The sequence below is a fragment of the Kluyvera genomosp. 1 genome, from assembly GCF_001266615.1.
GTDB classification, from domain to species: domain Bacteria; phylum Pseudomonadota; class Gammaproteobacteria; order Enterobacterales; family Enterobacteriaceae; genus Kluyvera; species Kluyvera cryocrescens_A.
In genome coordinates this window covers 43,201-69,771 of sequence record NZ_LGHZ01000021.1, presented here as the reverse complement: position 1 = coordinate 69,771, position 26,571 = coordinate 43,201, and the positions used below count along the sequence as shown (strand labels likewise).

Here is a 26,571-nt window from a genome sequence, read left to right as displayed (position 1 = left end):
CGTCCGAAGATACTTCCCTATTATCCGTGAGCTTCCCGTTGGCATCAGGTATAATCACGCACTTTACATCTGACTAAAAATAGCGACATTGACTATAAATACTCTTTCCCGGCGCTTTCTCGCCCCCGCGACTGAAGCATTTCAGCCGCTATTTGCCCAGCCTGAGCTGGCCTCAGAAAACGATTCCTTATTCAGCGAGCTGCAGTCGCGTTTACATTACGCGCTGGAGCAGTTCCTGCACCCGCAGGGTATCTCCCCTTTCTTGCTGGTCAAAGCGCCAGAAGAAAAAGAGTACCTGCAGCTACTCACCCAGACAACACTATCTTTACGTGATACTCCTGAAGCTACCCTAACGGGTGTTAATTATCAGGTAAATGGCAGCAAGATTACGGCCATTCCAGCAAGCAATGCTGACGACAATTTTGCCAGCACCGGCCCGGTAATCTATGCGGATTGGATTGAAGCTGAACAGCTTTTTGGCTGCGTACGCCAGTTCAATGGTGAAATCACCCTACAACCTGGTTTAGTTCATCAAGCCAACGGCGGTATTTTAATACTGTCGCTGCGTACTCTCATGGCACAGCCGCTTTTATGGATGCGCTTAAAAAACCTAATATCCCAGCAGCGCTTTGACTGGCTGACCTTCGACGATGCGCGCCCCCTTCCGGTTAGCATCCCTTCGATGCCCCTATCCCTTAAAGTCGTGCTGATGGGCGATCGTGATTCGTTGGCGGATTTCGAGGAAATGGAACCGGAGCTGGCAGAAACATCACTCTACAGCGAGTTTGAAGACAACTTGCAAATCAGCGATGAAGAAACGCTTAAACAGTGGTGTCAGTGGGTTTGGAGCATCGCCCGTGAGAAATCCCTGCCAGGCCTAGCTGCCGACGCGTGGCCGCTGCTGATGCAGGAAGGCGCTCGAGACAGCGGCGATCAGGAAATCATGCCCCTTTGCCCTCTGTGGATTGCTCGCCAGCTACGAGAAGCCGCTCCGTTTACGGACAACGATGTCATCAATGCAGAACAGCTCAAAACGATGCTGGTGCAACGTCAGTGGCGTGAAGGTTTCCTGGCTGAGCGGATGCAGGATGAAATCCTGCTGGAACAGATCCTGATTGAGACTGAAGGCGAATGTATCGGCCAGATCAACGCCCTTTCCGTCATTGATTTCCCAGGCCACCCTCGCCCGTTTGGTGAGCCATCGCGTATTACCTGTGTGGTACACATCGGTGATGGGGAGTTTACCGACGTTGAGCGTAAAGCTGAGCTGGGCGGCAACATCCATGCGAAAGGCATGATGTTGATGCAGGCCTTCCTGATGGCAGAGCTCGATCTAGAGCAACAGCTCCCGTTCTCTGCGTCGCTGACGTTTGAGCAGTCATACAGTGAAGTTGATGGCGACAGCGCCTCTATGGCCGAACTGTGCGCTCTCATCAGTGCTCTCGCTAACGTACCAATCAACCAAAGTATTGCGATGACGGGTTCCGTCGATCAATTTGGTCGTGCGCAACCCGTTGGTGGTCTGAATGAGAAAATTGAAGGCTTCTTTGCTATCTGTGCACAACGCGGCTTAAGCGGCAAGCAGGGGGTCATCATTCCTTCTGCTAACGTCCGCCACCTGAGCCTCTCTAATGAAGTACAGGAAGCAGTAGAAGCGGGTGCGTTTTCCATCTGGGCTATCGACGATGTCGGCGATGCCTTGCCGCTTCTGACGCAGCTCAACTGGGATGGTGAAGGGCAGACGCTATTGCAAACGATTCAGGAACGCATTGCACAGGCCATGCAGCAAGAGCCTCGCCACCGTTATCCATGGCCGTTACGCTGGCTAAACCGTTCGCAATCCAACTGATCGGACTTGTTCAGCGTACACGTGTTAGCTATCCTGCGTTCCGAACTTAAAATAAGGCTTACTTAAAACATGGTAGATAAACGCGAATCCTATACAAAAGAAGACCTTCTTGCCTCTGGTCGCGGTGAACTGTTTGGCGCAAAAGGCCCACAGTTACCTGCTCCGAGCATGCTGATGATGGATCGTGTCATTAAAATGACCGAAACCGGCGGCAACTTTGACAAAGGTTATGTTGAAGCTGAGCTCGATATCAATCCGGACCTGTGGTTCTTCGGTTGTCACTTTATCGGCGATCCAGTGATGCCAGGCTGTCTGGGTCTGGATGCAATGTGGCAGCTGGTTGGTTTCTACCTGGGCTGGCTGGGCGGTGAAGGCAAAGGCCGTGCGCTCGGTGTAGGTGAAGTGAAATTCACCGGTCAGGTTCTGCCAACGGCAAAAAAAGTGACCTATCGTATCCACTTCAAACGTGTCGTTAACCGTCGTCTGATCATGGGCCTGGCGGATGGCGAAGTTCTGGTTGACGGTCGTCTGATCTACACCGCGAACGATCTGAAAGTGGGTCTGTTCCAGGATACTTCTGCATTCTAATACGACTTGTCGTCAGCCCTGGCTGACGGTAAATAAGTGTTGTGAATCAAAAGGCGAAACCTCCGCAATGCGGAGGTTTCTTTTTAAAGAGACAGTGTCAGGCAACTACTGCCCTGTCCTCCATGGCCTCTCGCCAGCCTCCCAGCCAGTGAGACCTCTGGTTAATGGTCTGGTAGGGACACATTTCTTTCGACCGTCCGGTAATCCCGGCCTGGTATCCACGCTGATGTGCCCGATCCAGGCGATCTCTTTTTTGTCTCTTCATGCCTCGTTTCCCTCATATCTTGGTCTGGTGGAAAAGAAAACAGTGGTCACAAAGTATGCGACCACATAATACGAATACCGCTAAAAAAGAGTCCCGTCAATGCGCAGAATTCATACCAATGTCATATTTGTGAGCTAATAAGAAGTTCATTTGTACAAAAAACGTGATGTGGCATAAGTAACCAGTTGAAGCCAGACATAAAAAAACCGCCGTCGGTTTTGCACCGACGACGGCCCTTAGAACAATTAATTCTATTTATGGGTGGCGATTGATAATCTGCGCGATAGAGGCCGCTTCCTGGCTCCAGGCCTGGGCCAACACTTTCACCATCGCATCATATCCATCTTGCTGCTGAGCCATTTCAATATGGAACGGACGCTTGGTCAGTTGGCCCTGATGATTGAGCAACCATTCACCACTCACCACCACCTTACCGTCAAATCGCCCATGGAAACCCGTCACAGAAACGTTCAGGGTGTCCTGGTCGCTGCCTAAAGGCTGGGATGATACTACCCAGCCCGGTAGCTGATTACTCAGGTTAGAAACCAGCGTGGTACGCAGCTGTTGATCCAGCGGGCTAGCCCAGAGGTTATTGCTGGCAATCACATACTGAACATCGCTGGTCTGATAGACCACGCCGCTGCCCGCAAGAAAATCAGGCACGCTGACTTGTTCAACCCACAGCATGCGTTGGCTGGTGCTTGTGCCATTTTGTACAGTTCCTGTCGCCAGCGGCAGCTGATAATAGGTTTTGTTCTCCCCGCCGCTGCTGCAGGCTGCCAACAGGCAAGCCGCAGCCAGTGCTAACCACTTTTTCATCATTTCGCCCTCTTAGGCTCTGGATCTTTTTTATCCTTCGCTTCAAATACCAGCGCATTGCTCTTCTCATTCAACGTCTTCAGCACCGGCTGCAGTTCACGTAGCACCTGATCCAGGCGCTGCATATCTGCCACCATTTTGTTGTAGGCCGCTGAGCCCGGCTGGAAGCCTTGCATACTGCGATTGAGCTCACGTAGCGTTTTTTGCATATCTGCTGGCAGCTGTTGAGCCGACTGGCTGGCAGTGATCTTATTCAGATTATCCAGCGTCGTTTGCAGACGGCGCATCGTGTTCTGGCTTTCAGTCAGCGTATTCGTTGCCTGTTCAACCATCGGCGTCAGCGGCAAATTGTTAAATTTATCCAGCGTTTCCATGACTCGCTGCTGAATCTGCGCCAGACCACCGCTCACCGAAGGAATAATCGCCACGCCATCAAATGCTTTCACATTAGATACCGGCGGTTCTTTCGGATAGAAGTCGAGGTCAATGTACAGCGCACCGGTTACCAGGTTGCCGGTTTTAAGCGATCCGCGCAGACCACGTTCAATCAACGCTGGCAGATGGCCTCGAATGTCCGGGCTTTCACCAAACTGCGCGGCAAGACGTTCCGGCTCAATCTGGATTTTGACCGGTATACGATAGTCGCTGGTCAACGATTGATGCAGCCCTTTAACAAAGTATGGAACCTGGGCGACCGTACCTAAACGAATACCGCGGAACTCTACCGGCGCGCCAACCTGCAGACCTCGAACCGAATCTTTGAAGAACATCAAATAATCAATGTGCTGGGTATACAACGAATCCTGAATACTTTTCTGATCGTCATAGAGTTTAAATTCGGTTTTCTCGGCAATAGGCTGACCGAGATCGACGCCTTCCGGCACATCGAAACTCACGCCACCGCTAAACAACGTGGATAACGATCCCATTTCCACGCGCATCCCGGCAGAGGTAAGATCAACCGCCACGCCGCTGTCTTTCCAGAAACGAACGTTGCTGGTCACCAGACGATCATTCGGTGCGCTGATAAACAACTGATAAGAGATACTGCGGTTTTTAGGATCAAAGGTACTGGTTTCAACTGACCCTACTCGATAACCACGGAATAGCACGGGATCGCCGGGATTCAACTGCCCTGCTTTTTTGCTATCCAGCACCACGCGAATGCCTTTGGCATCCGGCGGCGCAAGCGGTGGCGCATCAAGCAGCTGGTAATTGCCAGGCTCCGCCCCTTTGGAACCCGGCTGCAACTCTATGTATGCACCGGACAGCAACGTCCCAAGACCACTGATCCCTTCACGTCCAATTTGCGGTTTCACCACCCAGAACACGGAGTCTTTATGCAGCAGCTTCTCCATTCCGGAGTTCAGCCGCGCTTTAATTTCCACATGCGTGAGATCGTCAGTTAACGTGGTACTGACAACCACGCCGACATCCACACTGCGACTTTTGATCGTGGTTTTACCCCCTTCAATCCCTTCAGCGTTGGTGGTGATAAGCGTCACCTCCGGCCCCTGATGGCTGTAGTGGTAAAACAGGATCCACGCGCCGATAAGCGCCGTGACGATCGGGAAGATCCAAACGGGAGACCAGTTTTTCACTTTCTGCACGTTTGCCTCCCCACTCTTGGTTTCCATGCTATTACGACTCCTCATGGCTTGATTCAGGTTCCCGATCCCAGGACAGTCGCGGATCAAAGGTCATTGCTGAGAACATGGTCATTATGACAACCAGCGCAAACATCAGCGCGCCGATTGCCGGATAGATATTCATTAATCCCCCAATACGCACCAGCGCAGAGAGCACGGCAATGACAAAGACATCAATCATTGACCAGCGCCCCACGAACTCCACCACTTCATAGATCAGGTGCATTCGCTCGCTATCCTGATGACGACGTTTAAGCCCGTTCGCGTCCAGACAAAGCCAGGCAATAGCAATCATCTTCAGGGTCGGGACCATAATACTGGCGATGAAAATCACCATAGCCACCGGATACGATCCTTCACTCCACAATAAAATCACGCCGGCAATAATGGTCGACGGCATTTTGTCACCCAGCAAATCGGTAATCATAATCGGCAAGATGTTGGCGGGGAGATAGAGCATAATTGACGTCACCAGCAGCGCGACGGTCCACTGCAGGCTGTTTTTACGCCGGACATGGCCTTTACTGTGACAACGCGGGCATTCATGCAGGTCAGCAGGGAGAATTGCCGTACAGCACGAGCAAGAACGCAGCCCCTGCCGTATTCCGGTGATTCCAGGCTTTAACGGCTGCGAAAGTACAGGCATTGGACCGATATCATCCCACAGCCAGCGTCGATCCACGCACTGAAAAGTACGCAACTGGAGTAAGCAAAAGAGACACCAGGGCAGGAAGCTGCTGCCGACGCCAATATCACCATAGGCCATCAGCTTCACAAAGCTCACCAGTACTCCAGCAAGGAAGATTTCCGCCATTCCCCACGTTTTGAGCGTAAACAAAATACGCGCAAGGAAGGTTTTAAGCCTGTAGGGCATTCTGACCTGATTCACCAGCAACAGAATGGTTATCAGGCAAAATGCCGGCACCAGTTGAACAAACAGCAGGAAAAAAGTGCCGAGGCTGGCGTAATCTTCAGAAAACATGACGCTGGGGATTTCCAGCAGTTCAATTTCGCTGCTCACACCCGCCACGTTCATACTGATAAACGGAAACAGGTTGGCCAGAACCAACATAAAGAGCGCAACCAGGACGTACGCCGTCGGGCGCCGTCTTGGTTCATCCCACGATGTGGTCAGCGTCGTACCACAACGCGGACAATTCGCCTTATGTCGGTGCTCAAGGTGCGGCAACGCCACCAGCATGTCACACTGTGAACACAGAATATGCTGCGCAGCATGATGTTGTTCGCACATGAAAAGTCCTCAATCAGGCGCCGTTTTTCAACGCTTCCAGATATTCCCATCGTTCAAACGCTTCTTCCAGCGCCTGCTCTGCTTGCGCCATATCAGCCAATACCTTTTGGGTATGGTCATGAGGCTGGCTAAAGAACGTCGCATCAGCAACCTGTAGCTGCAATGCTTCCAGGTCCGCTTCTAGTTTTTCCAGCTTTTGCGGCAGCTGTTCCAATTCGCGCTGCAGGTTATAGCTTAATTTGGTTGCTGTGCGTTTGACAGTTTCTGCTTTCGGCTGGGCCGCTTCCGGAGTTTTTTTCGCAACGGCCTGCTGTCGAGATTGAGACTGAGCCTGCTGCCCACGCGCATCGTGGTAGCCGCCGACATAGCGGCCAATACGCCCTTCACCCTCGAAGATCCAACATTCCGTCACGGTATTATCGACAAACTGACGATCGTGACTCACCAGCAGTACGGTTCCCTGGTAGCCATCAATCAGTTCTTCCAGCAGTTCGAGCGTTTCGACATCCAGGTCGTTGGTTGGTTCATCGAGAATCAACAGGTTGCTTGGCTTCAGGAACAGTCTGGCCAACAGCAGACGATTTCGTTCACCGCCGGACAGTGCGCGAACCGGGGTCATTGCCCGCTTAGGATGGAACAGGAAGTCCTGTAGATAGCCCAGTACATGGCGCGGCTTACCGTTAACCATCACTTCTTGCTTGCCTTCCGCAAGGTTATCCATCACCGTTTTGTCCGGATCCAGCTCTGCACGGTGCTGATCAAAGTAAGCCACTTCCAGCTTAGTACCTACATGGATTCGCCCGCTATCGGCCTGCAGTTGGCCCAGCATCAGCTTAAGCAGCGTGGTTTTACCGCAGCCGTTCGGGCCAATCAGCGCAATTTTATCGCTACGCTGCACCTGCGCGGAGAAGTCTCTCACCAGCACTTTGCCATCAACCTGATAGTTGACATCTTCCATTTCGAACACAATTTTGCCGGAGCGTGAGGCCTCTTCAACCTGCATTTTCGCGCTGCCCATCACTTCACGACGTGCGCTACGCTCATTACGCATCGCTTTCAGCGCGCGAACTCGACCTTCGTTACGAGTACGGCGCGCTTTAATGCCCTGGCGAATCCATACCTCTTCCTGCGCCAGCTTACGATCGAATTCGGCGTTTTGCAGTTCTTCAACACGCAGCGCTTCTTCTTTTTCCAGCAGGTACTGGTCGTAGTTACCCGGATAGGTCACCAGGTTACCGCGATCGAGATCGACGATACGAGTCGCCATGTTACGAATGAATGAACGGTCGTGAGAGATGAAAATGATCGTTCCCTTGAAGGCCTTCAGGAAGCCCTCAAGCCAATCGATGGTTTCGATATCAAGGTGGTTCGTTGGTTCGTCAAGCAGCAGAACGCGAGGCGCACTGACCAGAGCACGGCCCAATGCAGCTTTACGCAGCCAGCCACCGGAAAGCGATGCCAGTTCGGTATCCGCCTTCAAACCTAGCTGATCCAGTACCTCGTTGATACGGTTTTCCAGCTGCCACAGTCCAAGGTTATCCAGCTGTTCCTGGACTTTTGCCAGTTCCTGCAGATTTTTGTCGCTCGGATCGGTTATCACCAGATGCGAAATATCATGATAACGCTTGAGGTATATTGCCTGCTCGGCAATCCCTTCGGCGACGAAGTCGTAAACGCTACCTTCAACGTTGCGCGGTGGATCCTGTTGCAGACGCGCCACAACCAGATCCTGTTCGTAGATGATGCGCCCGTCGTCAAGCCCCAGTTCACGGTTGAGGATTTTCATCAGCGTCGATTTACCCGCGCCGTTACGACCAACCAGACAAACTCGCTCATTGTCCTCAATATGCAGCTCGGCATTATTGAGAAGCGGCGCGTCACTGAACGACAGCCAGGCGCCATGCATACTAATTAATGACATTCTTTATTCCTTTCAGGCTGCGGTAATCAGCCAGCAGTTGTGGATCTGACGGTTACGGGCAAAATCCGGCGACTGTGTTTTTTGGGTAATATCTTGTGCTTTCAGTCCCAGCTCAGCCAAACCGTCGTGATCCATACGGAAACCGCGTTTGTTATTGGAGAACATGATGGTGCCGCCTTTACGCAGCAGGCGCTTCAGATCCTTCATCAAACGCAGATGATCACGCTGAACATCAAACGCATCTTCCATACGTTTGGAGTTCGAGAAGGTCGGTGGATCGATGAAGATCACGTCGAATTGTTCGTCGCTATCGCGCAGCCATGACAGCACATCGGCCTGCATCAGGCGGTGTGGGCGACCGGTTAGACCATTCAGGCGCAGGTTTCGTTCTGCCCACTCCAGATAGGTACGCGACATATCAACTGTCGTAGTAGAACGCGCGCCGCCCAGCCCTGCATGCACGCTGGCACTGCCGGTATAGGAGAACAGGTTAAGGAAGTCCTTACCCTTGCTCATCTGACCCAGCATACGACGAGCAATACGGTGATCGAGGAACAGGCCGGTATCCAGATAGTCAGTCAGGTTGACCCACAGGCGCGCGTTGTACTCGCTCACCTCCATGAAATCACCCTTCTCATTCATCTTCTGATACTGGTTTTTACCTTTTTGACGTTCGCGTGTTTTTAGCACCAGTTTATTTGGTGCAATTCCGAGTACGGAAATGGTTGCGGCGATGATATCGAAAAGACGCTGGCGCGCTTTATTCGCATCGACAGTTTTCGGTGGCGCATATTCCTGTACCACGACCCAATCAGCGTAACGGTCAACGGCAACGTTATATTCAGGAAGGTCGGCGTCATACAGACGGTAGCATTCGATACCTTCCTGCTTCGCCCACTTCTCATATTTCTTCAAATTCTTGCGCAGGCGGTTAGCATAATCTTCTGCCACTGTCGCTTTCGTTTCGCCCGTGCTCTCTGCCAGGTGATAGTTTTTCTGCACGCAGTCCAACGGGCCATTTTTCGCTTTAAACTGGCGTTCAGCGCGCAGAGACACGCAGCTTAAGAGCTCAGGCGAGGCGCTAAACAGCGACAAGTTCCAACCGCCAAACTGGCTTTTCATCGTGCGCCCCAGCAGGCTGTGCAGTGCAATCAGCGCCGGTTCGCTTTCCAGACGTTCGCCGTACGGTGGGTTACTGATAACCGTACCATAGGGTCCTTTTGGCAGTGGATTACTCAGCTGCGCAACGTCCTTTTCTTCAAACGTGATGAGTTCACCAATACCCGCACGACGGGCGTTACTACGGGCAATTTCAACCACACGACGATCTGTATCAGAACCGTAGAAACGTGATTCATAGGCAGCCAAACCAGCACGTGCGCGGGTTTGTGCATCAGCTTTCACTTCTTGCCAGATAACCTCATCGTGCTGAGCCCAACCGCTGAAACCCCAATGGCTACGGTGTAGCCCGGGAGCACGATCGGTCGCCCACATCGCCGCTTCAATCAGCAGCGTACCGGAACCACACATTGGATCGAGCAGCGGCGTACCTGGCACCCAGCCGGAACGCATCACGATAGCCGCAGCGAGGTTTTCTTTGATCGGTGCCATACCGGCGCGATCGCGGTAGCCACGCAGGTGTAGACCATCGCCGCTCAGATCGAGAGAAATATAGGCTGTTTCTTTGTTCAGACGAACGTTAATACGCAGATCGGGATTTTCGCGATCGACATTCGGGCGTGGCAAATTTTTGCGCGTAAAGGCATCGACGATGGCATCTTTAACTTTCAACGCACCATACTGGCTGTTACGAATGCTATCGTTCAGACCGCCAAAGCTCACCGCGAAAGTGGCATCCGGGGTAAAGATCGATGTCCAGTCGATAGCCTGTACGCCAAGGTAAAGATCGAGATCGCTCCAGACGCTACATTCTCCCAGCGGCATCATGATGCGCGACGCCAGGCGACTCCACATCAGGCTTTTGTACAGAAGCTGCGTATCGCCCTGGAAATGGACGCCACCCTGGGTGATCTGGCACTCTTGCGCGCCCAGACCTTCCAGTTCAGTTTTTAACAGCTCTTCCAGCCCACGGGCCGTACTGGCAAACAGAGAATTCATATCGTCACTTTTACTCGCAGAAAATTGTTGCGCATTATAGCCAATCTGTAGCCCATGTCATAAAGTTAAAGGCTTAATTTCGATTCAGGGATAGCGTTGTGGCTACATTATCGCGGCTTTTTATTCATCCGGTGAAATCTATGCGGGGTATTGGGCTAACGCATGCCTTCGCTGATATTAGCGGATTTGCGTTTGATCGCATTTTTATGATTACCGAACCTGATGGCACCTTTATTACCGCCCGTCAGTTCCCAGCGATGGTGCGTTTTACTCCCGCCGTCCTGCACGATGGTCTCCATCTCACCGCCCCCGACGGCAGCAGCGCACTGGTGCGTTTTGCTGATTTCACCGATCAGGCATCGCCGACCGAAGTGTGGGGCAATCATTTTACCTCGCGTATTGCCCCGGATGCTATCAATCAGTGGCTTTCGCCGTTCTTTAAGCGCAATGTCCAGCTGCGCTGGCTTGGTACCGATCTCACCCGCCGCGTGAAACGCCACGATGCAGTACCGCTGTCTTTTGCCGATGGATTTCCCTATTTGCTGACCAACGAAGCGTCGCTGCGCGACGTCCAGCAGCGCTGTAAAGCCAGCGTTCGTATGGAACAGTTCCGCCCTAATCTGGTGGTTACGGGCGTCGAGGCATGGGCGGAAGATAGCTGGAAAACCATTCGTATTGGCTCGGTAGTATTTGATGTTGTGAAACCCTGTAGCCGGTGTGTCTTTACCACCATCAGCCCAGAAAAAGGGCAAAAACATCCAGGCGGTGAACCGCTCAGTACCTTGCAATCCTTCCGCACCGATCCAGCCAGCGGTGACGTTGATTTTGGCCAGAATCTCATTGCCCGTAATAGCGGTGTGATTCGCGTCGGCGATGAGGTTGAAATCCTGACCACCGGGCCTGCCAAAATCTACAGCGTCGGCAAAAGCGACGATGTGATTGTGTCAGCCGTTGTGCAAAACGCGTTGGTGGATATTGATTGGGAGGGGAAAACGTTCAGCGGTAATAATCAGCAAATCTTGCTGGAGCAGCTGGAACAGCAAGGCATCCGCGTACCGTATTCCTGCCGCGCCGGGCTCTGCGGTAGCTGCCGGGTTACGCTGTTAGACGGAGAAGTGAATCCGCTGAAGAAGAGCGCAATTCGCAACGATGGCACCATTCTAAGCTGCAGCTGCGTTCCGAAAACTGCACTGAAACTCAAGCTTTAAACGGCCTGTTCCAGGCTGTAGCCATCCAGCCCCGGTTGGGGTTGCAGCCTGTCGTTCATCACTTTAATGGGATCACCTAATTGCATGGTCCGTCCAGCAAGGACCAATCCCGGCTGTGCAAGCAGGCAGAGCGCAGCGTTTTCACCCGGCTCAACCACCAGCAGATTCACCTGACTGTCGTCATCGCTTAGCCATACGCTGGCGGCGTCTCCGGTAGCCGGGGCCCATGCGTCTTGATGCGCGCGAAAATGCCAGCTCTTGGGCATTTGCGGTTTAAGAAACCGAATCGCAACCAGCGCATTTAAGATCAGTTCAGCACGATGTTCTTTTGACAGCACGAGGTCACGACATTTTTCTTCAAATGAGAAATAAAGCGCGGCATCGTCAACGCAAAAACCGGTTGGGTCAAAAGCATCAGGGGTTAACATTCGACGAGCAAAACGCGAGCGAAATAACATGCCATTGGCTAAATCGAGCATCATACGATCGTGCTCTTCATCATAATACCAACGCCAGTTATCATCAGGTTTAATTCGCATTTGTCTCCCCCATCATTTTCGCGTCCATTGCTTTGCCCATTCTTCCGTTGCGTTACTTTGCCTTAAATAATAAAAGACCAATATGTTTAAATAAGCAACAATACGGAAATATAAAGCAACCAGGGCCGGAAATAAAGCCCTGGATCACAATACGAGGAAAAAGACTAGATATGCGTGATGATTTCTTTAATCAGCGGTGGGCCTTTAAAAATAAAGCCGGAATAGATCTGCACCAACGAAGCGCCAGCCGCAATCTTCTCGCGGGCCGCAATCACTGAATCAATCCCACCAACACCAATAATAGGCAGTTGGCCTTTTAATTCCGCCGACAGCATACGAATAATCTCGGTGCTTTTTAATTGTAATGGACGACCACTTAATCCACCCATTTCATCACAATGTTTCATCCCCTGAACCAGAGAACGATCTAATGTAGTGTTGGTTGCGATTACCCCATCAATATTATGGCGAACTAAACTATCGGCAACCTGGATCAACTCTTCATGAGAAAGATCCGGCGCGATCTTTACGGCCACTGGAACGTATTTATGGTGTTTTTTCTGGAGTTCAGATTGTTTATTTTTAATACCAGAAAGTAAATCATCCAACGCTTCACCATATTGCAGTGTACGCAGCCCAGGCGTATTTGGTGAAGAGATATTAATCGCAATATAACCGGCGTAGGCATAGATTTTTTCCATACAAATCAGATAGTCATCTTTACCTTGCTCGACTGGAGTATCTTTATTCTTACCGATATTAATCCCCAGAATACCGTCGAAATGCGCTTTTTTAACGTTCTCTACCAGGTTATCAACGCCATGGTTATTGAAGCCCATACGGTTGATCAAACCTTCTGCATCGACCAGGCGGAACAGACGCGGTTTGTCATTACCTGGCTGCGGGCGCGGTGTGACGGTCCCGATCTCGATCGAACCGAAGCCCATGGCTCCTAAGGCATCAATACATTCACCATCTTTATCCAGACCCGCAGCCAGACCCAGTGGATTTTTAAACGTCAATCCCATACAGGTGACCGGTTTTTCCGGCAACTTCTGGCGCACTAAAGCTTCCAGCGGTGTTCCGGTAATACGGCGTAATTGTTGAAATGTTAATTCATGAGCGCGCTCTGGATTGAGCTGAAAAAGTGCTTTACGAACGAAGGGATAGTACATGAACTCTCCTGGATTCCCGGTGTGCAAACCGGGGGCGTATTATGTGCGATCTTGTTCAGAAAGGGAATTGACCTATGGCAAAAAAAGCGCAATCGTTTTCCTTCCACAGCCTTATTCAGCTACGAGCCATATGCATTTTCTGGTAATCCAACGCCAGAAAAAGTATTTCGCCTCCTCTAACGCCTCTGCCACACTGGCGCAAATGTTATCAACTTTAGATTAATGTTTGTTTTTAGTTATAAGGAGAGAGTATGCGCGTCATTACTTTAGCAGGCAGTCCCCGCTTTCCTTCCCGCTCTAGCGCCCTGCTAGAGTACGCACGCGAGAAACTGTCGGCAGCGGATGTAGAAGTGTTTCACTGGCATCTACAAAATTTCGCCCCGGAAGATCTTTTTTATGCCCGTTTTGATAGCCCGGCGCTGCAAACCTTAACCGAACAGCTGGTGCACGCGGACGGTTTGATTATCGCCACGCCAGTCTATAAGGCCTCATTCGCCGGTGCCCTGAAAGCGCTGCTCGACCTGCTCCCGGAACGCGCGCTGGAAGGCAAAGTGGTGCTGCCGTTGGCCACAGGCGGTACAGTGGCACATATGCTGGCGGTAGATTACGCTTTGAAACCCGTATTAAACGCGCTGAAGGCGCAAGAAATTCTACAAGGGGTATTTGCCGACGATAGCCAGGTGACAGATTATCAACATAAGCCGCAATTCAGTCAGAATCTGCATAATCGACTTGATAGCGCATTGGAAACATTCTGGCAGGCACTGCATCGGCGGGATATTCAGGTACCCACATTAGGCGCTGCGCGAAAGGTCGAGCATGTTTGATAAAAAAAACGCCGCATAGAAAACCATGTGGCGTTTTTTACATCTTTCAGCGAGAAATATCCCTCGCCTTAGCGGTCGTTGATTAACCCGGCCTCAACGCAACGGCCTCGTCCGGGTAACCAACCTGTTACGCTAGCGCTTTCGCAATCTTCTCGTACAGATCGCCGGACAGATTCTCCAGCCCTTTCAGCTGCTCCAGCGCCGAACGCATCAGCGCCTGGCGTTTTGCATCGTAGCGTTTAAGACGGATCAGCGGCTCGATCAAGCGCGAAGCCACCTGCGGGTTACGGCTGTTCAGCTCGGTAAGCATTTCCACCAGGAACTGATAGCCACTGCCATCTTCCGCATGGAACGCCGCCGGGTTACTGCCAGCAAACGCCCCGATAAGCGAACGAATACGGTTCGGGTTATTCATGCTAAATGAGCGGTGGTTCAGCAGTTTACGTACCGTTGCCAGGACATCATCCGCCGGGCTTGTTGCCTGCAGAATCAGCCATTTGTCCATCACCAGTCCATCCTGATGCCACTTATCATCATACTCCTGCATCAACGCATCGCGGCACGGCAGCTCTGCGGCGACCGCAGCAGACAGCGCAGCTAACGCATCGGTCATGTTGTCAGCTTCATGATACTGTTGGCTAACCAGCTTATCCCCCAGCTCCGCATCACCAAACGCCAGGTAGCGCAGACAGGTATTACGCAGCGTACGCTTGCCAATATCCGCATGTTCTACGCGATAGCTATCCAGTTTATTGGCGTTATAAATCGCCAGGCACTCGTCGGCAAGTTCAGTTGCCAGCGTACGGGTCAGCGCTTCGCGGACCGCCGCAATGGCGATAGGATCGATTATCTCGAACAGTTCGGCGATTTCACTGGCGGATGGCAGCGTGAGAATTTCTGCGGCCAATGCAGGATCGATCTTCTCATCCAGCAGAATGGCGCGGAAAGCATCGGCCACATGCACCGGCAGCGACAGCGGTTGTCCCTGCTGATGGCGATTGACGTTCAGTTTGATATAAGTCGCCAACAGGCTTTGCGCCGCATCCCAACGAGAGAAATCGTTACGCGCATGGCGCATCAGGAACGTCAGCTGTTGATCGCTCCATTTATACTCCAGCTTCACCGGCGCGGAGAATTCACGCAGCAGCGAGGGTACGGGCTGGAAGTAGACGTTATCGAAGACAAACGTCTGCTCGGCTTGAGTCACATTCAGCACGTGGTGTACCGGATGGCCGTCTTTTTGCAGCGGAATGACTTTGCCTTCGTTATCGTACAATTCGATATCGAACGGGATATGCAGCGGGAGTTTTTCATCCTGCTCTGCCGTTGCTGGCGTACGCTGGCGAATCGTCAGCGTATATTGCTCGGTTTCTGGATTATAGTCGTCATGAACGCTCACAATTGGCGTCCCCGCCTGGCTATACCAGCGGCGGAAATGAGACAGATCGACGTTCGAGGCATCTTCCATCGCCTGAACAAAATCGTCGCAGGTCGCAGCGCTACCGTCATGCCGTTCGAAATAGAGCTGCATCCCTTTCTGGAAATTGCTTTCGCCCAGCAGCGTGTGCAGCATACGAATGACTTCCGCCCCTTTTTCATACACCGTCAGTGTATAGAAGTTATTCATTTCAATAACTTTATCCGGGCGAATTGGGTGTGCCATTGGGCTGGCATCTTCGGCAAACTGCAGGCCGCGCATGGTACGCACATTGCTGATGCGGTTAACAGCGCGCGAACCGAGATCGGAGCTGAACTCCTGATCGCGGAATACCGTTAAGCCCTCTTTCAGGCTCAGTTGGAACCAGTCGCGGCAGGTCACGCGGTTACCGGTCCAGTTGTGGAAATACTCATGTCCGATCACGCGCTCGATATCGAGATAATCTTTATCGGTTGCGGTATCGGTACGCGCCAGCACGTATTTTGAGTTAAAGACGTTGAGACCTTTGTTCTCCATCGCGCCCATATTAAAGAAGTCGACGGCCACGATCATATAGATGTCGAGATCATATTCGAGACCGAAACGGTCTTCATCCCACTTCATGGAATTTTGCAGTGACGTCATCGCCCACGGCGCACGATCAAGATTGCCGCGGTCAACGAATAGCTCCAGCGCCACTTCGCGCCCGGAACGGGTTTTGAAGGTATCGCGAAGCACATCGAAGTCACCGGCCACCAGCGCAAACAGGTAGCACGGTTTTGGGAACGGATCCTGCCACTGAACCCAGTGACGGCCATTATCCAGCTCACCCTCGGCAATACGGTTGCCGTTAGAGAGCAGGTATGGATATTTGCTTTTATCGGCGGTGATTTTGGTGGTAAAGCGAGCCAGCACGTCTGGGCGGTCCAGATACCAAGTGATGTGACGGAAACCTTCCGCTTCACACTGGGTGCACAGCGCTTCGCCTGACTGGTACAGGCCTTCTAATGCGGTGTTTGCCGCTGGGCTGATTTCATTGACGATCTTCAGCGTGAAACGCTCTGGCAGACCGGAAATCACCAGTTGGCTATTTTCTTCTTTATAGTCACTCCATGGCTGGCCGTTAACATGAACAGAAACCAGCGTTAAGTCTTCACCATCGAGACGGAGCGGCACATCAGACGCTGCGTGGCGGGAAACCTGGCTTTCCGCTGTCACGACGGTTTTTGCGGCATCCAGGTCAAAGGCCAGGTCAATATCACTAATCAGGTAGTCCGGCGCACGATAGTCGTGGCGGTACTTGGCTTGGGGCTGTTGTGTCATAAAAAACCTTTAGCATCTTATGTAAATGTCATCTCCAGTCTATTCCTGTTGTGTTAATCACGCTACGCAGAATCTTCATCTTTTCCAGTCAAATAGGGAAAAATGATACATTTACGCAACATGACGCACAAAACGAACGGGTGGCTCTTCGTGCCTTATGTTGTGATCGGGGTTCAATAAATCGATAAACAAGGTATACTCCAGCGATTCTCCCCTGTTGTTTATTGTACTAAACGCTCCTGTGAGAGGATGCTACTGCGCACCATGACACAATTCGCTTCCCCTGTTCTGCACTCGCTGCTGGATACAGATGCCTACAAACTGCATATGCAGCAGGCCGTTTTCCACCACTACTACGATGTCAACGTAGCGGCGGAATTCCGCTGCCGTGGAGACGATCTGCTAGGCATTTATGCTGACGCAATTCGCGAACAAGTCGACGCCATGCGTTCTCTTACGCTGCAAGATGACGAATATCACTGGCTGTCCGGACTGCCTTTCTTTAAGCAAGACTACCTGAACTGGCTCCGCGATTTTCGCTACGACCCGCAGCAGGTGACCGTCACTAACGACAATGGCAAACTCAATATTCGTCTTGAAGGCCCGTGGCGTGAAGTCATCATGTGGGAGGTTCCGCTACTCGCAGTTATCAGTGAACTGGTCCACCGCTACCGCTCTCCCGAAAACGGCGTGCCGGAAGCGCTCGCCATGCTCGAACGTAAACTGGTCGACTTTAACCAGATGACCGCCGATATCGATATGTCCGCCTTTAAGTTGATGGATTTCGGTACCCGCCGTCGTTTCTCACGCGATGTTCAGGAGGCGATTGTTAGCCGCCTACAACAGGAATCATGGTTTACCGGTACCAGCAACTACGATTTAGCTCGTCGCTTGACGCTGACTCCTATGGGCACCCAGGCACACGAATGGTTCCAGGCGCATCAGCAAATTAGCCCGGACCTGGCCACCAGCCAGCGCGCCGCATTAGCGGCCTGGCTCACCGAATACCCGGATCAGCTCGGCATCGCTCTGACCGACTGTATTACCATGGATGCTTTCCTGCGCGACTTTGGCCCGGAATTCGCCACCCGTTATCAGGGGCTCCGCCATGACTCGGGCGACCCGTTTGAATGGGGCGAAAAAGCCATTCGCCATTATCAGAAGCTTGGCATTGACCCGCTGACGAAAGTGCTGGTGTTCTCCGACAACCTTGATTTGCCAAAAGCCGTTGAACTGTACCGACATTTCTCTTCACGTGTGAATCTGAGTTTTGGTATTGGCACCCGTCTGACCTGCGATATTCCCCAGGTCAAACCGCTCAATATCGTCATTAAACTGGTGGAGTGTAATGGCAAACCGGTAGCGAAGCTCTCTGACAGCCCCGGTAAAACCATCTGCCACGATAAAGCGTTTGTTCGCGCGTTACGTAAAGCCTTCGATCTCCCGCAGATTAAAAAGGCCAGTTAATCATCAAAAGGGAGCCGCCAGGCTCCCTTCTTCTTTATTTATTTCTCAAAACACCCTCTCCCCATGCGAATTCTGCTTGTCTGATGGAAGATGACAGGTAACATAGATATCCCCCCGTAGTGATGGGGAAACGATTTTTTTATTGGACTACGAATAGAGAGACTATTATGAGCGTTGTGCCTGTAGCCGACGTACTCCAGGGCCGCGTAGCCGTTGACAGCGAAGTCACCGTGCGCGGCTGGGTACGTACCCGCCGAGATTCAAAAGCTGGCTTTTCCTTCCTGGCCGTCTATGACGGTTCCTGCTTTGATCCTGTACAGGCCGTAATTAATAATTCTCTGCCCAATTACAATCAGGAAGTGCTGCGTCTGACCACCGGCTGTTCCGTTATTGTCACCGGTAAGATTGTCGCCTCTAAGGGCGAAGGTCAGAGTTTTGAAATTCAGGCCACTAATGTGGAAGTCACCGGTTGGGTTGAAGATCCTGATACCTACCCAATGGCGGCAAAACGCCACAGCATCGAGTACCTGCGTGAAGTGGCACATATGCGTCCGCGTACCAACCTGATTGGCGCGGTCGCTCGTGTTCGTCATACGCTAGCTCAGGCGCTGCACCGCTTCTTCGATGAGCAGGGTTTCTTCTGGGTTTCAACCCCGCTGATTACCGCTTCCGATACCGAAGGTGCGGGTGAAATGTTCCGCGTCTCTACGCTGGACATGGAAAACTTGCCGCGTAACGATCAGGGTAAAGTTGACTACGACAAAGACTTCTTTGGTAAGGAAGCGTTCCTGACCGTTTCTGGTCAGTTAAACGGCGAAACTTACGCCTGTGCGCTGTCAAAAATCTACACCTTTGGCCCAACTTTCCGCGCAGAGAACTCCAACACCAGCCGCCATCTGGCAGAATTCTGGATGCTGGAACCTGAAGTGGCCTTCGCCGATCTGGCCGATAACGCCGCGCTGGCAGAAGCGATGCTGAAATATGTCTTTAAAGCTGTTCTGACTGAACGTGCGGACGACATGAAATTCTTCGCTGAACGTGTAGATAAAGACGCTATCGACCGTCTGGAACGCTTCGTCACCGCTGATTTCGCCCAGGTTGATTACACCGACGCGGTCACCATTCTGGAAAACTGCGGTAAGAAATTTGAGAACCCAGTTTACTGGGGCGTTGACCTCTCTTCCGAGCACGAACGCTACCTCGCAGAAGAGCACTTCAAAGCGCCGGTAGTGGTGAAAAACTACCCGAAAGAGATCAAGGCGTTCTATATGCGTCTTAACGACGACGGTAAAACCGTTGCTGCCATGGACGTTCTGGCGCCAGGCATCGGTGAAATCATCGGGGGCTCCCAACGTGAAGAGCGTCTGGACGTACTGGATGCGCGTATGGCGGAAATGGGTCTTAATAAAGAAGACTACTGGTGGTATCGCGACCTGCGTCGTTACGGTACCGTTCCGCACTCTGGCTTTGGTCTGGGCTTCGAACGTCTGATTGCTTACGTCACTGGCGTTCAGAACGTGCGTGATGTGATCGCGTTCCCAAGAACGCCGCGTAACGCCACCTTCTAAGTTAACTCTGTCTCAAAGGCCAGCCATCGTGCTGGCCTTTTTACGCCGTCGACAGATTATGTAAAGAAATCTTTATTAAGTTTAACAAACTTAAACATCAAGACCTCGCCTTCCCCACTTTGTTACAGCCCATTTCCCGTCATCATTTCGCACAAAAAATAGCCGACATTTTATTGCATCTAAGATTTCGCTAACGCCTTAGCATATTTTTTAGCCAAAAACATAGCTATCCAGACGGCCAAAAAATGTCATAGGGAAAATATCACTCATCCGCTCTATGCGATAAGAAAAAGCGTTATGCGAATAAAAGATAAGAAATTCATATTGATAGATAAGCGATCGCTCATTTATTCCGCGTGCATCTCAGAATTTTGAGTTAGTTCACAAAGTTCCTTAAAATACACAAATTCTTACACATTATTTCTTTTGCTTACTCATTCTCGATGTTTGTAGCATTTTCAGGCTAGCGAAAGAATGTTTTGAATGGAAAGATGCCTCTCAGACACATAAAGACACCAAACTCTCATCAATAGTTCCGTAAATTTTTATTGACGGAAGTAATTGTCGAAAGTCGAGAGTGTCTATAAAAAAAACCTAATGAGGGTAATAAATAATGATGAAGCGTAATATCCTGGCAGTGGTTATCCCTGCTCTGCTGGTAGCTGGCGCAGCGAATGCTGCAGAAATCTACAACAAAAATGCCAACAAACTGGACTTCTATGGTAAGGCAGTTGGTGAACACATTTGGACCACCAACGGCGACACCAGCAACGAAGATACCACTTATGCGCGTATCGGCTTTAAAGGCGAAACCCAGATCAACGATCAGCTGGTCGGTTACGGTCAGTGGGAATACAACATGGATGCTTCCAACGCGGAAGGTTCCCAGGGGACTAAAACTCGTCTGGCATTCGCTGGCCTGAAATTTGGTGACGCGGGTTCTATCGACTACGGTCGTAACTACGGCGCCATCTACGACGTAGCTGCTTACACCGATATGCTGGTTGAATGGGGCGGCGATTCCTGGGCTGCAACCGACAACTTCATGAACGGTCGTTCTTCTGGTCTGCTGACCTACCGTAACAGCGATTTCTTCGGCCTGGTTGATGGTCTGAGCTTCGCGCTGCAGTATCAGGGTAAAAACGATCGTAACAACCCAGTCGTGACCACCTTCAACTCCGACGGCACCGTTGATAAAGTTGGCTACGGCGGCAACGGCGCTAAAGGTAACGGCGACGGCTTCAGCACCTCCGCACAGTACGATTTCGGCAACGGTATCGCGCTGGCAGCAGGTTATGAAGTTGCAGACCGCACCAACGCGCAGGTTAACCCAGGCAGCACCACCCTTGGTGGCGTGACCCACACTTGGGCAAGCGCTGGCGGCAGCAAAGCTGAAGCATGGTCTACCGCTGCTAAGTATGACGCGAACAACGTCTACGCTGCGGTAATGTACGCTGAAACTCTGAACATGACTCGTGAACCAGACAACAACTTCGCGAACAAAACTCAGAACATCGAAGCTGTGGTTCAGTACCAGTTCGACTTCGGCCTGCGTCCATCCATCGGCTACGTACAGTCCAAAGGTAAAGACCTGATCGCTCGTGGCGACTTCAAAGGCGGCGACGCGGATCTGGTTAAATACATCGAAGTCGGTACCTGGTACTACTTCAACAAGAACATGAACGTATACGCTGCGTACAAGTTCAACCTGCTGGACGACAACGCATACTCAGCTGAATCCGGTCTGGCGACCGACGACCAGGCTGCAGTGGGTATCGTTTACCAGTTCTAATCAGCAGACCCTCGCTGCTATATGCCTAAAAAGCAGGACTTCGGTCCTGCTTTTTTACGTTCCTAAGATGAAGATCGTAACTTTTGAAAAGCACCGCGCTTTTTGTCGCTAACGGTTGGCATTTTGTAAATCTACCGTTAACCTGATAGCGGATTTCCCCCGAACTTATAAATGGAACCTCGTCATGTTTGAGAACATCACCGCCGCCCCTGCCGACCCGATTCTGGGCCTGGCCGATCTGTTTCGCGCCGACGAACGCCCGGGAAAAATCAATCTCGGGATTGGTGTCTATAAAGATGAAACCGGTAAGACACCGGTTCTGACCAGCGTTAAGAAAGCAGAACAGTATCTGCTGGAAAACGAAACCACCAAAAACTATCTCGGTATTGATGGTATCCCTGAATTCGGTCGTTGCACGCAGGAGCTGCTGTTTGGTAAAGGCAGCGCAATCGTCAGCGACAAGCGCGCGCGTACCGCACAGACCCCAGGCGGAACCGGCGCTCTGCGCGTCGCGGCGGATTTCCTCGCGAAGAACACTGACGTGAAACGTATCTGGGTAAGTAACCCAAGCTGGCCGAACCACAAAAGCGTATTTGGTGCAGCCGGCCTGGAAGTGCGTGAATACAACTATTACAGCGCCGAAAAACACGCGCTGGACTTCGACGCGCTGCTGGCAAGCCTGAATGATGCTCAGGCAGGCGACGTGGTTTTGTTCCACGGCTGCTGCCATAACCCAACCGGTATTGATCCTACGCTTGAGCAGTGGCAGCAGCTGGCTGCGCTGTCTATTGAAAAAGGTTGGCTGCCGCTGTTCGACTTCGCCTATCAGGGCTTCGCCCGTGGTCTGGAGGAAGATGCTGAAGGTCTACGTGCATTCGCCGCGCAGCATAAAGAGCTGATTGTCGCGAGCTCTTATTCCAAGAACTTCGGTCTGTATAACGAACGTGTGGGTGCCTGTACGCTGGTGACCGCGGACGCCGAAACAGCTGACCGTGCATTTAGCCAAATGAAAGCCGTTATCCGCGCGAACTACTCTAACCCTCCGGCCCACGGTGCATCCGTGGTGGCCACTATTCTTAGCAATGACGCGCTGCGCGCCATCTGGGAACAAGAACTCACCGATATGCGTCAGCGTATTCAGCGCATGCGTCTGCTGTTTGTGAACACGCTGCAGGAGAAAGGCGCAGGCCGTGACTTTAGCTTTATCACCAAACAGAACGGCATGTTCTCCTTCAGCGGTCTGACCAAAGAACAGGTGCTGCGTCTGCGTGAAGAGTTTGGGGTTTATGCCGTCGCTTCTGGCCGTATTAACGTTGCCGGAATGACACCTGACAATATGGCACCACTGTGTGAAGCCATCGTCGCCGTCCTGTAATTTCCGCCCGGCCAGCGCCGGGTCGTTATGCAGAGACAAAAAAGGCCGCATTCGCGGCCTTTTTATTATCTTACCAGACGGGGAGTTCGTCCTGCAGGAATGGGTTATGCAAACGCTCATGACCCAGCGTCGACATCGGCCCGTGCCCAGCAATAAACTTCACATCGTCGCCCAGCGGCAGCAGCTTGCGCTTGATAGCATCAATCAGCTGCGCATGGTCGCCGCGCGGGAAATCGCTGCGTCCTACCCCGCCTTTAAACAGTACGTCACCTGAAATCAGTAAACGCGCTGCATCGTCAAAAAAGACCACATGGCCCGGAGTATGACCAGGACAGTGCAGCACCTGTAGCTTCACGTTACCGACACTCACCGTATCGCCTTCGTTCAGCCAGCGGTCTGGCGTCAACGGCTGACAGTCGTCAAGACCAAACATCCGGCTTTGTGCAGGCAGCCCCTGCAACCAGAACTCATCTTCCTTTTCCGGCCCAATCACCGGCACACCATAATGCTGGGCCAGCTCCGCCGCCGCACCCACATGGTCAAGATGACCATGGGTCAGCAAAATTTGCTGCAACGTCACGCCGGCGTCTGCAACCTGCTGTTTAATGGTCTCGGCATCACCACCTGGATCGACCAGCGCCGCCAGTTTAGTTTGCTCACACCAAATCAACGAACAGTTTTGCGCGAAGGCAGTAACCGGAATAATGCGATAATTCATGCTGCTCCTGTTTATACTCATCACCGTCAGGATCCATCAATGGCTCTCAACGATCGGGCTTAGAGTTACCAATGCCGTAACGGCCCGGTATCAATATGCACAAAGTTGCTACGTGGGTAATATCCTACACCACCTGCGCGCAGAGATAACGCTGCTTTGCGAACATTGCTTAATGAAATGCCTTCAATATGGAAATCCATTGCCTGACCTTTCGTGTGATAGCTTTGTTTCGCTACTCCACGGCTGTGCGCTCGCAGTTCGTTATTGGTATCAACGGAGCGATATCCAGAAATTAATTGCACAGGCTTATTGGTTCCTAATAATCCTTGAAGGCGATAGAGCTGATCGAACAATGCAGGATCAATGCTCTTTATTTTATTCGCGCGATAGTCACGGAAAAAATGGTTTAGTTTTGCTAATTCATCCTGAATATAGCCTCGGCCGTCAAAAAACTCGGCTTTTATCAACTCACCTGTGTTCAGGTTATTCAGCGTCAAAATACGCGGACGTGGGGTCGAGAGGGTAGCAAATGCAGGTGTGGGTAAGATGGCCGCTGCGCCTAGCGCAACACCACCTAACGCCAGCAGTTTGCGGCGATTAGCGTCAAATTTGTCCATGATAATCAGGTCTACAGTAGTAAATGTGATCGAAAAATATGCACTTCGGCGCACGTTAAGCACCTTACCGGGCATCAAAGCCAGCGTCAAGGCGGCCTGCAGCGCAGATCCGCCAGCCCTGGACGTTCGAGGCTGGCTTCATTGCTTTTTATTCGACAACTACATTACCTGAACTACTTCATTTATCTGATTAATTGTTCCGCTTTTGGCAAAATCTGTGCACCGGATCGCGCAGTCACATCGTAATTGTAAATATCTGTTCGATATTGTGTCTGACCATCAGCACCAACAAAGGCAGTCAAATAATAAAGGTTAACCGGAATATTCTGCCGGATATTAACGTAGCGGGTATTACCCTGTTTCAGCGCATCAGAAATTCGCGCATCATTCCATCCCGCATCCTGTAACAACATATTAGCCAGATCGGATGCTTTATTTACGCGCACGCATCCAGAACTCAGCGCCCGAGCATCTTTCTGGAACAGATTATGATTCGGTGTGTCATGCAGATAAATGGCATCCGAACTTGGCATATTAAATTTATAACGCCCCAGGGAGTTACGTTCGCCTGGCGCCTGCTGGAAACGGAACGGTAAATTTGACGCCGTGATCGTTGACCAATCTACGCGCCAGGGATCGATAGCCTCTTTACTGTTCCAGCCGCGCAGCACCGTGTAGTTGTGACGCTCAAGATAGCCAGGGTCGTCACGCAGCTTCGGCAGAATGTCGTTACGCGCCAGCGTCGGCGGGACGTTCCACGGTGGATTCACCACCACGTTATTCAGTGCACTGCTCATCATTGGCGTTTTACGATCCGGACGCCCCACGATGACGCGCGAAGCCAACGCTTCATTACCGTTCAGGTAGTAGACCAGCGAATAGGCCGGGATATTCACCATAATACCGGTCGAGACTTTCCCCGGCAGCAGTCGCAGACGCTGAATGTTAAGCGCCAAAACACCAGCTCTCTGGGCAGAAGAGACATTAAGCCAGTCGCGCGTCGACGCACCAATAACCCCGTCAGCCCCCAGCCCTTGCGCCGCCTGGAAACGTTTGACCGCGGCGACCAGCGTTTGGTCGTAGGCCGCAGGACTGCTTTTCACGGTCTTTTTCGTTTTACCGATATTATCGCCAGGCAACGCAATATCCGGCCCGGAATCCAGCGCACCGTTACGTTGCAATATCTCGCGCAACGCAGGAACATCGCTACTCCATTGGCCTGGACGCAAAGAAACGGTGGAGGTCAGTTTTGGCCACGGACGCGAATCCCCTGTCAGCGCCAGAAGCGCTTGATGCATGGCAGCATACTGCGGATGCTGTGGCGCCAGTGCGGCGATAAACTGTGGCAAAGCGCCATTATCAAGCGCCAGCTGCCACTGATTGACAACCGACAGCGGCGGGGTCGCCAACGTGTAAGGCTTGTCGCTGTACAACCAACGATTACCCTGTACCGGAATACCGCTAATAAAGTGGAGATAGCCCATCAGCGCATCGGATAACACCACATCGCGAGTCATACCGCTGATGTTGGGGTCGGTAAGTAATTCAACCCAACGGGTAAACTGCGGCTGGAAACCGGCGATCGCCACCTCTGCCAACTGCTGCTGGAAAGCACGAACCGCATCGCGGTTATCCCACATCGGTTTCATTCCGCGCGCGGCATACAGCGTCACCAGCGGATTAAGGTAGACGGGTTGGTATCCGGCCGGCAGAAGAGACTGAATTTCAGCCCTGCTTGCCGCAGCTGCGCCTTCAGCCAGAGGTTGTCCCCCGACAAGGCTTGCCATGGCAGCGGATTGAGATCCCGGATGCTGGAGAACCGGAGACGGTTCCGCCGGCAGCGCTGTGCTATCAGATGGAACCACTTCGGGTTCATCTGCAAAAGCAGTAAACAGTGGAGCAAATGTCATTGTCAGGCACAAACTTACGGCTGACAATCGACGACCATTTTTCTGAGTAAGCAACATCCCTTGCCCCCTGTTATATATACGAAGACCCCTAACGTGGGCTTACCTTCAGTATATAAAGACAAAAACATTTTTGCCCGGTGAAATGTAAAGAAGTCTAAAGATAATAACGCGATA

General features: G+C 51.8%; 20 protein-coding genes. 8 read left to right on the top strand and 12 right to left on the bottom strand.

Translation table 11 applies throughout. From position 1 onward, the window contains the following. The first annotated feature begins 88 nt into the window (after positions 1–88). Positions 89–1,849, top strand: coding sequence for an AAA family ATPase (locus tag KP80_RS12965; protein ID WP_052284064.1), 1,761 nt, complete (start codon positions 89–91; stop codon positions 1,847–1,849). A 69-nt stretch (positions 1,850–1,918) separates the two neighbouring features. Then, entirely contained in the window at positions 1,919–2,437 is a 519-nt protein-coding gene (fabA, locus tag KP80_RS12960; RefSeq protein ID WP_052284063.1) for a bifunctional 3-hydroxydecanoyl-ACP dehydratase/trans-2-decenoyl-ACP isomerase, read from the top strand. Between the two features lie 97 nt (positions 2,438–2,534). Here fabA and rmf read toward each other — a convergent pair whose 3' ends face one another. From rmf to rlmKL, 6 genes are all read right to left on the bottom strand, one after another. Beyond that, a complete protein-coding gene (gene rmf / locus KP80_RS12955) occupies positions 2,535–2,702 on the bottom strand; it encodes a ribosome modulation factor (RefSeq protein ID WP_052284062.1) in 168 nt (55 codons plus the stop codon). A gap of 255 nt (positions 2,703–2,957) precedes the next feature. Next, positions 2,958–3,521 carry a membrane integrity-associated transporter subunit PqiC gene (pqiC, locus tag KP80_RS12950; protein WP_052284147.1) on the bottom strand — a complete coding sequence of 188 codons (564 nt, stop codon included), beginning with the start codon at positions 3,519–3,521 and terminating at the stop codon, positions 2,958–2,960. After that, positions 3,521–5,158 (bottom strand): intermembrane transport protein PqiB, encoded by a 1,638-nt coding sequence (gene pqiB / locus KP80_RS12945; protein WP_052284061.1) that lies wholly within the window; start codon positions 5,156–5,158, stop codon positions 3,521–3,523. The genes pqiC and pqiB overlap by 1 nt, the downstream gene beginning before the upstream one ends. A gap of 4 nt (positions 5,159–5,162) precedes the next feature. Then, positions 5,163–6,422 carry a membrane integrity-associated transporter subunit PqiA gene (gene pqiA / locus KP80_RS12940; protein ID WP_052284060.1) on the bottom strand — a complete coding sequence of 420 codons (1,260 nt, stop codon included), beginning with the start codon at positions 6,420–6,422 and terminating at the stop codon, positions 5,163–5,165. Between the two features lie 13 nt (positions 6,423–6,435). After that, entirely contained in the window at positions 6,436–8,343 is a 1,908-nt protein-coding gene (locus KP80_RS12935) for an ABC transporter ATP-binding protein (protein ID WP_052284059.1), read from the bottom strand. A gap of 12 nt (positions 8,344–8,355) precedes the next feature. Beyond that, the gene (rlmKL, locus tag KP80_RS12930) at positions 8,356–10,461 is read right to left on the bottom strand and encodes a bifunctional 23S rRNA (guanine(2069)-N(7))-methyltransferase RlmK/23S rRNA (guanine(2445)-N(2))-methyltransferase RlmL (RefSeq protein ID WP_052284058.1); all 2,106 of its coding nucleotides are present in this window, start codon (positions 10,459–10,461) and stop codon (positions 8,356–8,358) included. A gap of 98 nt (positions 10,462–10,559) precedes the next feature. On the opposite strand from rlmKL, the gene KP80_RS12925 reads away from it, so the two are divergent. Beyond that, positions 10,560–11,669 carry a YcbX family protein gene (locus KP80_RS12925; protein ID WP_052284057.1) on the top strand — a complete coding sequence of 370 codons (1,110 nt, stop codon included), beginning with the start codon at positions 10,560–10,562 and terminating at the stop codon, positions 11,667–11,669. Here KP80_RS12925 and zapC read toward each other — a convergent pair. Both zapC and pyrD read right to left on the bottom strand, forming a co-directional pair. Next, complete coding sequence (gene zapC / locus KP80_RS12920) at positions 11,666–12,208, bottom strand: cell division protein ZapC (RefSeq protein ID WP_052284056.1); 543 nt, start codon at positions 12,206–12,208, stop codon at positions 11,666–11,668. The two genes, KP80_RS12925 and zapC, sit on opposite strands and share 4 nt — an antisense overlap. 164 nt (positions 12,209–12,372) lie before the next feature. Further along, a complete protein-coding gene (gene pyrD, locus KP80_RS12915) occupies positions 12,373–13,383 on the bottom strand; it encodes a quinone-dependent dihydroorotate dehydrogenase (protein ID WP_052284055.1) in 1,011 nt (336 codons plus the stop codon). 251 nt (positions 13,384–13,634) lie between these two features. On the opposite strand from pyrD, the gene ssuE reads away from it, so the two are divergent. After that, positions 13,635–14,210, top strand: coding sequence for an NADPH-dependent FMN reductase (gene ssuE, locus KP80_RS12910; RefSeq protein WP_052284054.1), 576 nt, complete (start codon positions 13,635–13,637; stop codon positions 14,208–14,210). A gap of 127 nt (positions 14,211–14,337) precedes the next feature. On the opposite strand, the gene pepN is transcribed toward ssuE, so the two are convergent. Then, complete coding sequence (pepN, locus tag KP80_RS12905) at positions 14,338–16,950, bottom strand: aminopeptidase N (protein WP_052284053.1); 2,613 nt, start codon at positions 16,948–16,950, stop codon at positions 14,338–14,340. Positions 16,951–17,214: 264 nt separating this feature from the next. Between pepN and pncB the strand changes: the two genes are divergently transcribed. The 4 genes from pncB to KP80_RS12885 all read left to right on the top strand — a co-directional run bounded on the left by pncB (position 17,215) and on the right by KP80_RS12885 (position 23,152). Continuing rightward, positions 17,215–18,417, top strand: a complete 1,203-nt coding sequence (gene pncB / locus KP80_RS12900; protein WP_052284052.1) for a nicotinate phosphoribosyltransferase — start codon at positions 17,215–17,217, stop codon at positions 18,415–18,417. Positions 18,418–18,584: 167 nt separating this feature from the next. Next, complete coding sequence (asnS, locus tag KP80_RS12895) at positions 18,585–19,985, top strand: asparagine--tRNA ligase (RefSeq protein WP_052284051.1); 1,401 nt, start codon at positions 18,585–18,587, stop codon at positions 19,983–19,985. A gap of 613 nt (positions 19,986–20,598) precedes the next feature. Continuing rightward, positions 20,599–21,777: a porin gene (locus KP80_RS12890; RefSeq protein ID WP_052284050.1), complete on the top strand. Its 1,179-nt coding sequence runs from the start codon at positions 20,599–20,601 to the stop codon at positions 21,775–21,777. A gap of 184 nt (positions 21,778–21,961) precedes the next feature. Continuing rightward, complete coding sequence (locus KP80_RS12885; protein ID WP_052284049.1) at positions 21,962–23,152, top strand: amino acid aminotransferase; 1,191 nt, start codon at positions 21,962–21,964, stop codon at positions 23,150–23,152. Positions 23,153–23,222: 70 nt separating this feature from the next. On the opposite strand, the gene KP80_RS12880 is transcribed toward KP80_RS12885, so the two are convergent. From KP80_RS12880 to ldtD, 3 genes are all read right to left on the bottom strand, one after another. Continuing rightward, positions 23,223–23,870: an MBL fold metallo-hydrolase gene (locus tag KP80_RS12880; protein ID WP_052284048.1), complete on the bottom strand. Its 648-nt coding sequence runs from the start codon at positions 23,868–23,870 to the stop codon at positions 23,223–23,225. Between the two features lie 65 nt (positions 23,871–23,935). Continuing rightward, the gene (locus KP80_RS12875; protein WP_052284146.1) at positions 23,936–24,487 is read right to left on the bottom strand and encodes a YcbK family protein; all 552 of its coding nucleotides are present in this window, start codon (positions 24,485–24,487) and stop codon (positions 23,936–23,938) included. Between the two features lie 182 nt (positions 24,488–24,669). Beyond that, entirely contained in the window at positions 24,670–26,454 is a 1,785-nt protein-coding gene (gene ldtD, locus KP80_RS12870) for a L,D-transpeptidase (RefSeq protein WP_052284047.1), read from the bottom strand. Positions 26,455–26,571: the final 117 nt, after the last annotated feature.

Bases quoted from the DNA above. Each gene is read 5' to 3' on its own strand.
- pqiC (WP_052284147.1), bottom strand. From the start codon at position 3,521: ATGAAAAAGTGGTTAGCACTGGCTGCGGCTTGCCTGTTGGCAGCCTGC.
- pncB (WP_052284052.1), top strand. From the start codon at position 17,215: ATGACACAATTCGCTTCCCCTGTTCTGCACTCGCTGCTGGATACAGAT.
- KP80_RS12880 (WP_052284048.1), bottom strand. From the start codon at position 23,870: ATGAATTATCGCATTATTCCGGTTACTGCCTTCGCGCAAAACTGTTCG.
- fabA (WP_052284063.1), top strand. From the start codon at position 1,919: ATGGTAGATAAACGCGAATCCTATACAAAAGAAGACCTTCTTGCCTCT.
- rlmKL (WP_052284058.1), bottom strand. From the start codon at position 10,461: ATGAATTCTCTGTTTGCCAGTACGGCCCGTGGGCTGGAAGAGCTGTTA.
- pepN (WP_052284053.1), bottom strand. From the start codon at position 16,950: ATGACACAACAGCCCCAAGCCAAGTACCGCCACGACTATCGTGCGCCG.
- KP80_RS12935 (WP_052284059.1), bottom strand. From the start codon at position 8,343: ATGTCATTAATTAGTATGCATGGCGCCTGGCTGTCGTTCAGTGACGCG.
- ssuE (WP_052284054.1), top strand. From the start codon at position 13,635: ATGCGCGTCATTACTTTAGCAGGCAGTCCCCGCTTTCCTTCCCGCTCT.
- rmf (WP_052284062.1), bottom strand. From the start codon at position 2,702: ATGAAGAGACAAAAAAGAGATCGCCTGGATCGGGCACATCAGCGTGGA.
- KP80_RS12885 (WP_052284049.1), top strand. From the start codon at position 21,962: ATGTTTGAGAACATCACCGCCGCCCCTGCCGACCCGATTCTGGGCCTG.
- pyrD (WP_052284055.1), bottom strand. From the start codon at position 13,383: ATGTACTATCCCTTCGTTCGTAAAGCACTTTTTCAGCTCAATCCAGAG.
- pqiA (WP_052284060.1), bottom strand. From the start codon at position 6,422: ATGTGCGAACAACATCATGCTGCGCAGCATATTCTGTGTTCACAGTGT.
- ldtD (WP_052284047.1), bottom strand. From the start codon at position 26,454: ATGTTGCTTACTCAGAAAAATGGTCGTCGATTGTCAGCCGTAAGTTTG.
- KP80_RS12875 (WP_052284146.1), bottom strand. From the start codon at position 24,487: ATGGACAAATTTGACGCTAATCGCCGCAAACTGCTGGCGTTAGGTGGT.
- asnS (WP_052284051.1), top strand. From the start codon at position 18,585: ATGAGCGTTGTGCCTGTAGCCGACGTACTCCAGGGCCGCGTAGCCGTT.
- zapC (WP_052284056.1), bottom strand. From the start codon at position 12,208: ATGCGAATTAAACCTGATGATAACTGGCGTTGGTATTATGATGAAGAG.
- KP80_RS12890 (WP_052284050.1), top strand. From the start codon at position 20,599: ATGATGAAGCGTAATATCCTGGCAGTGGTTATCCCTGCTCTGCTGGTA.
- pqiB (WP_052284061.1), bottom strand. From the start codon at position 5,158: ATGGAAACCAAGAGTGGGGAGGCAAACGTGCAGAAAGTGAAAAACTGG.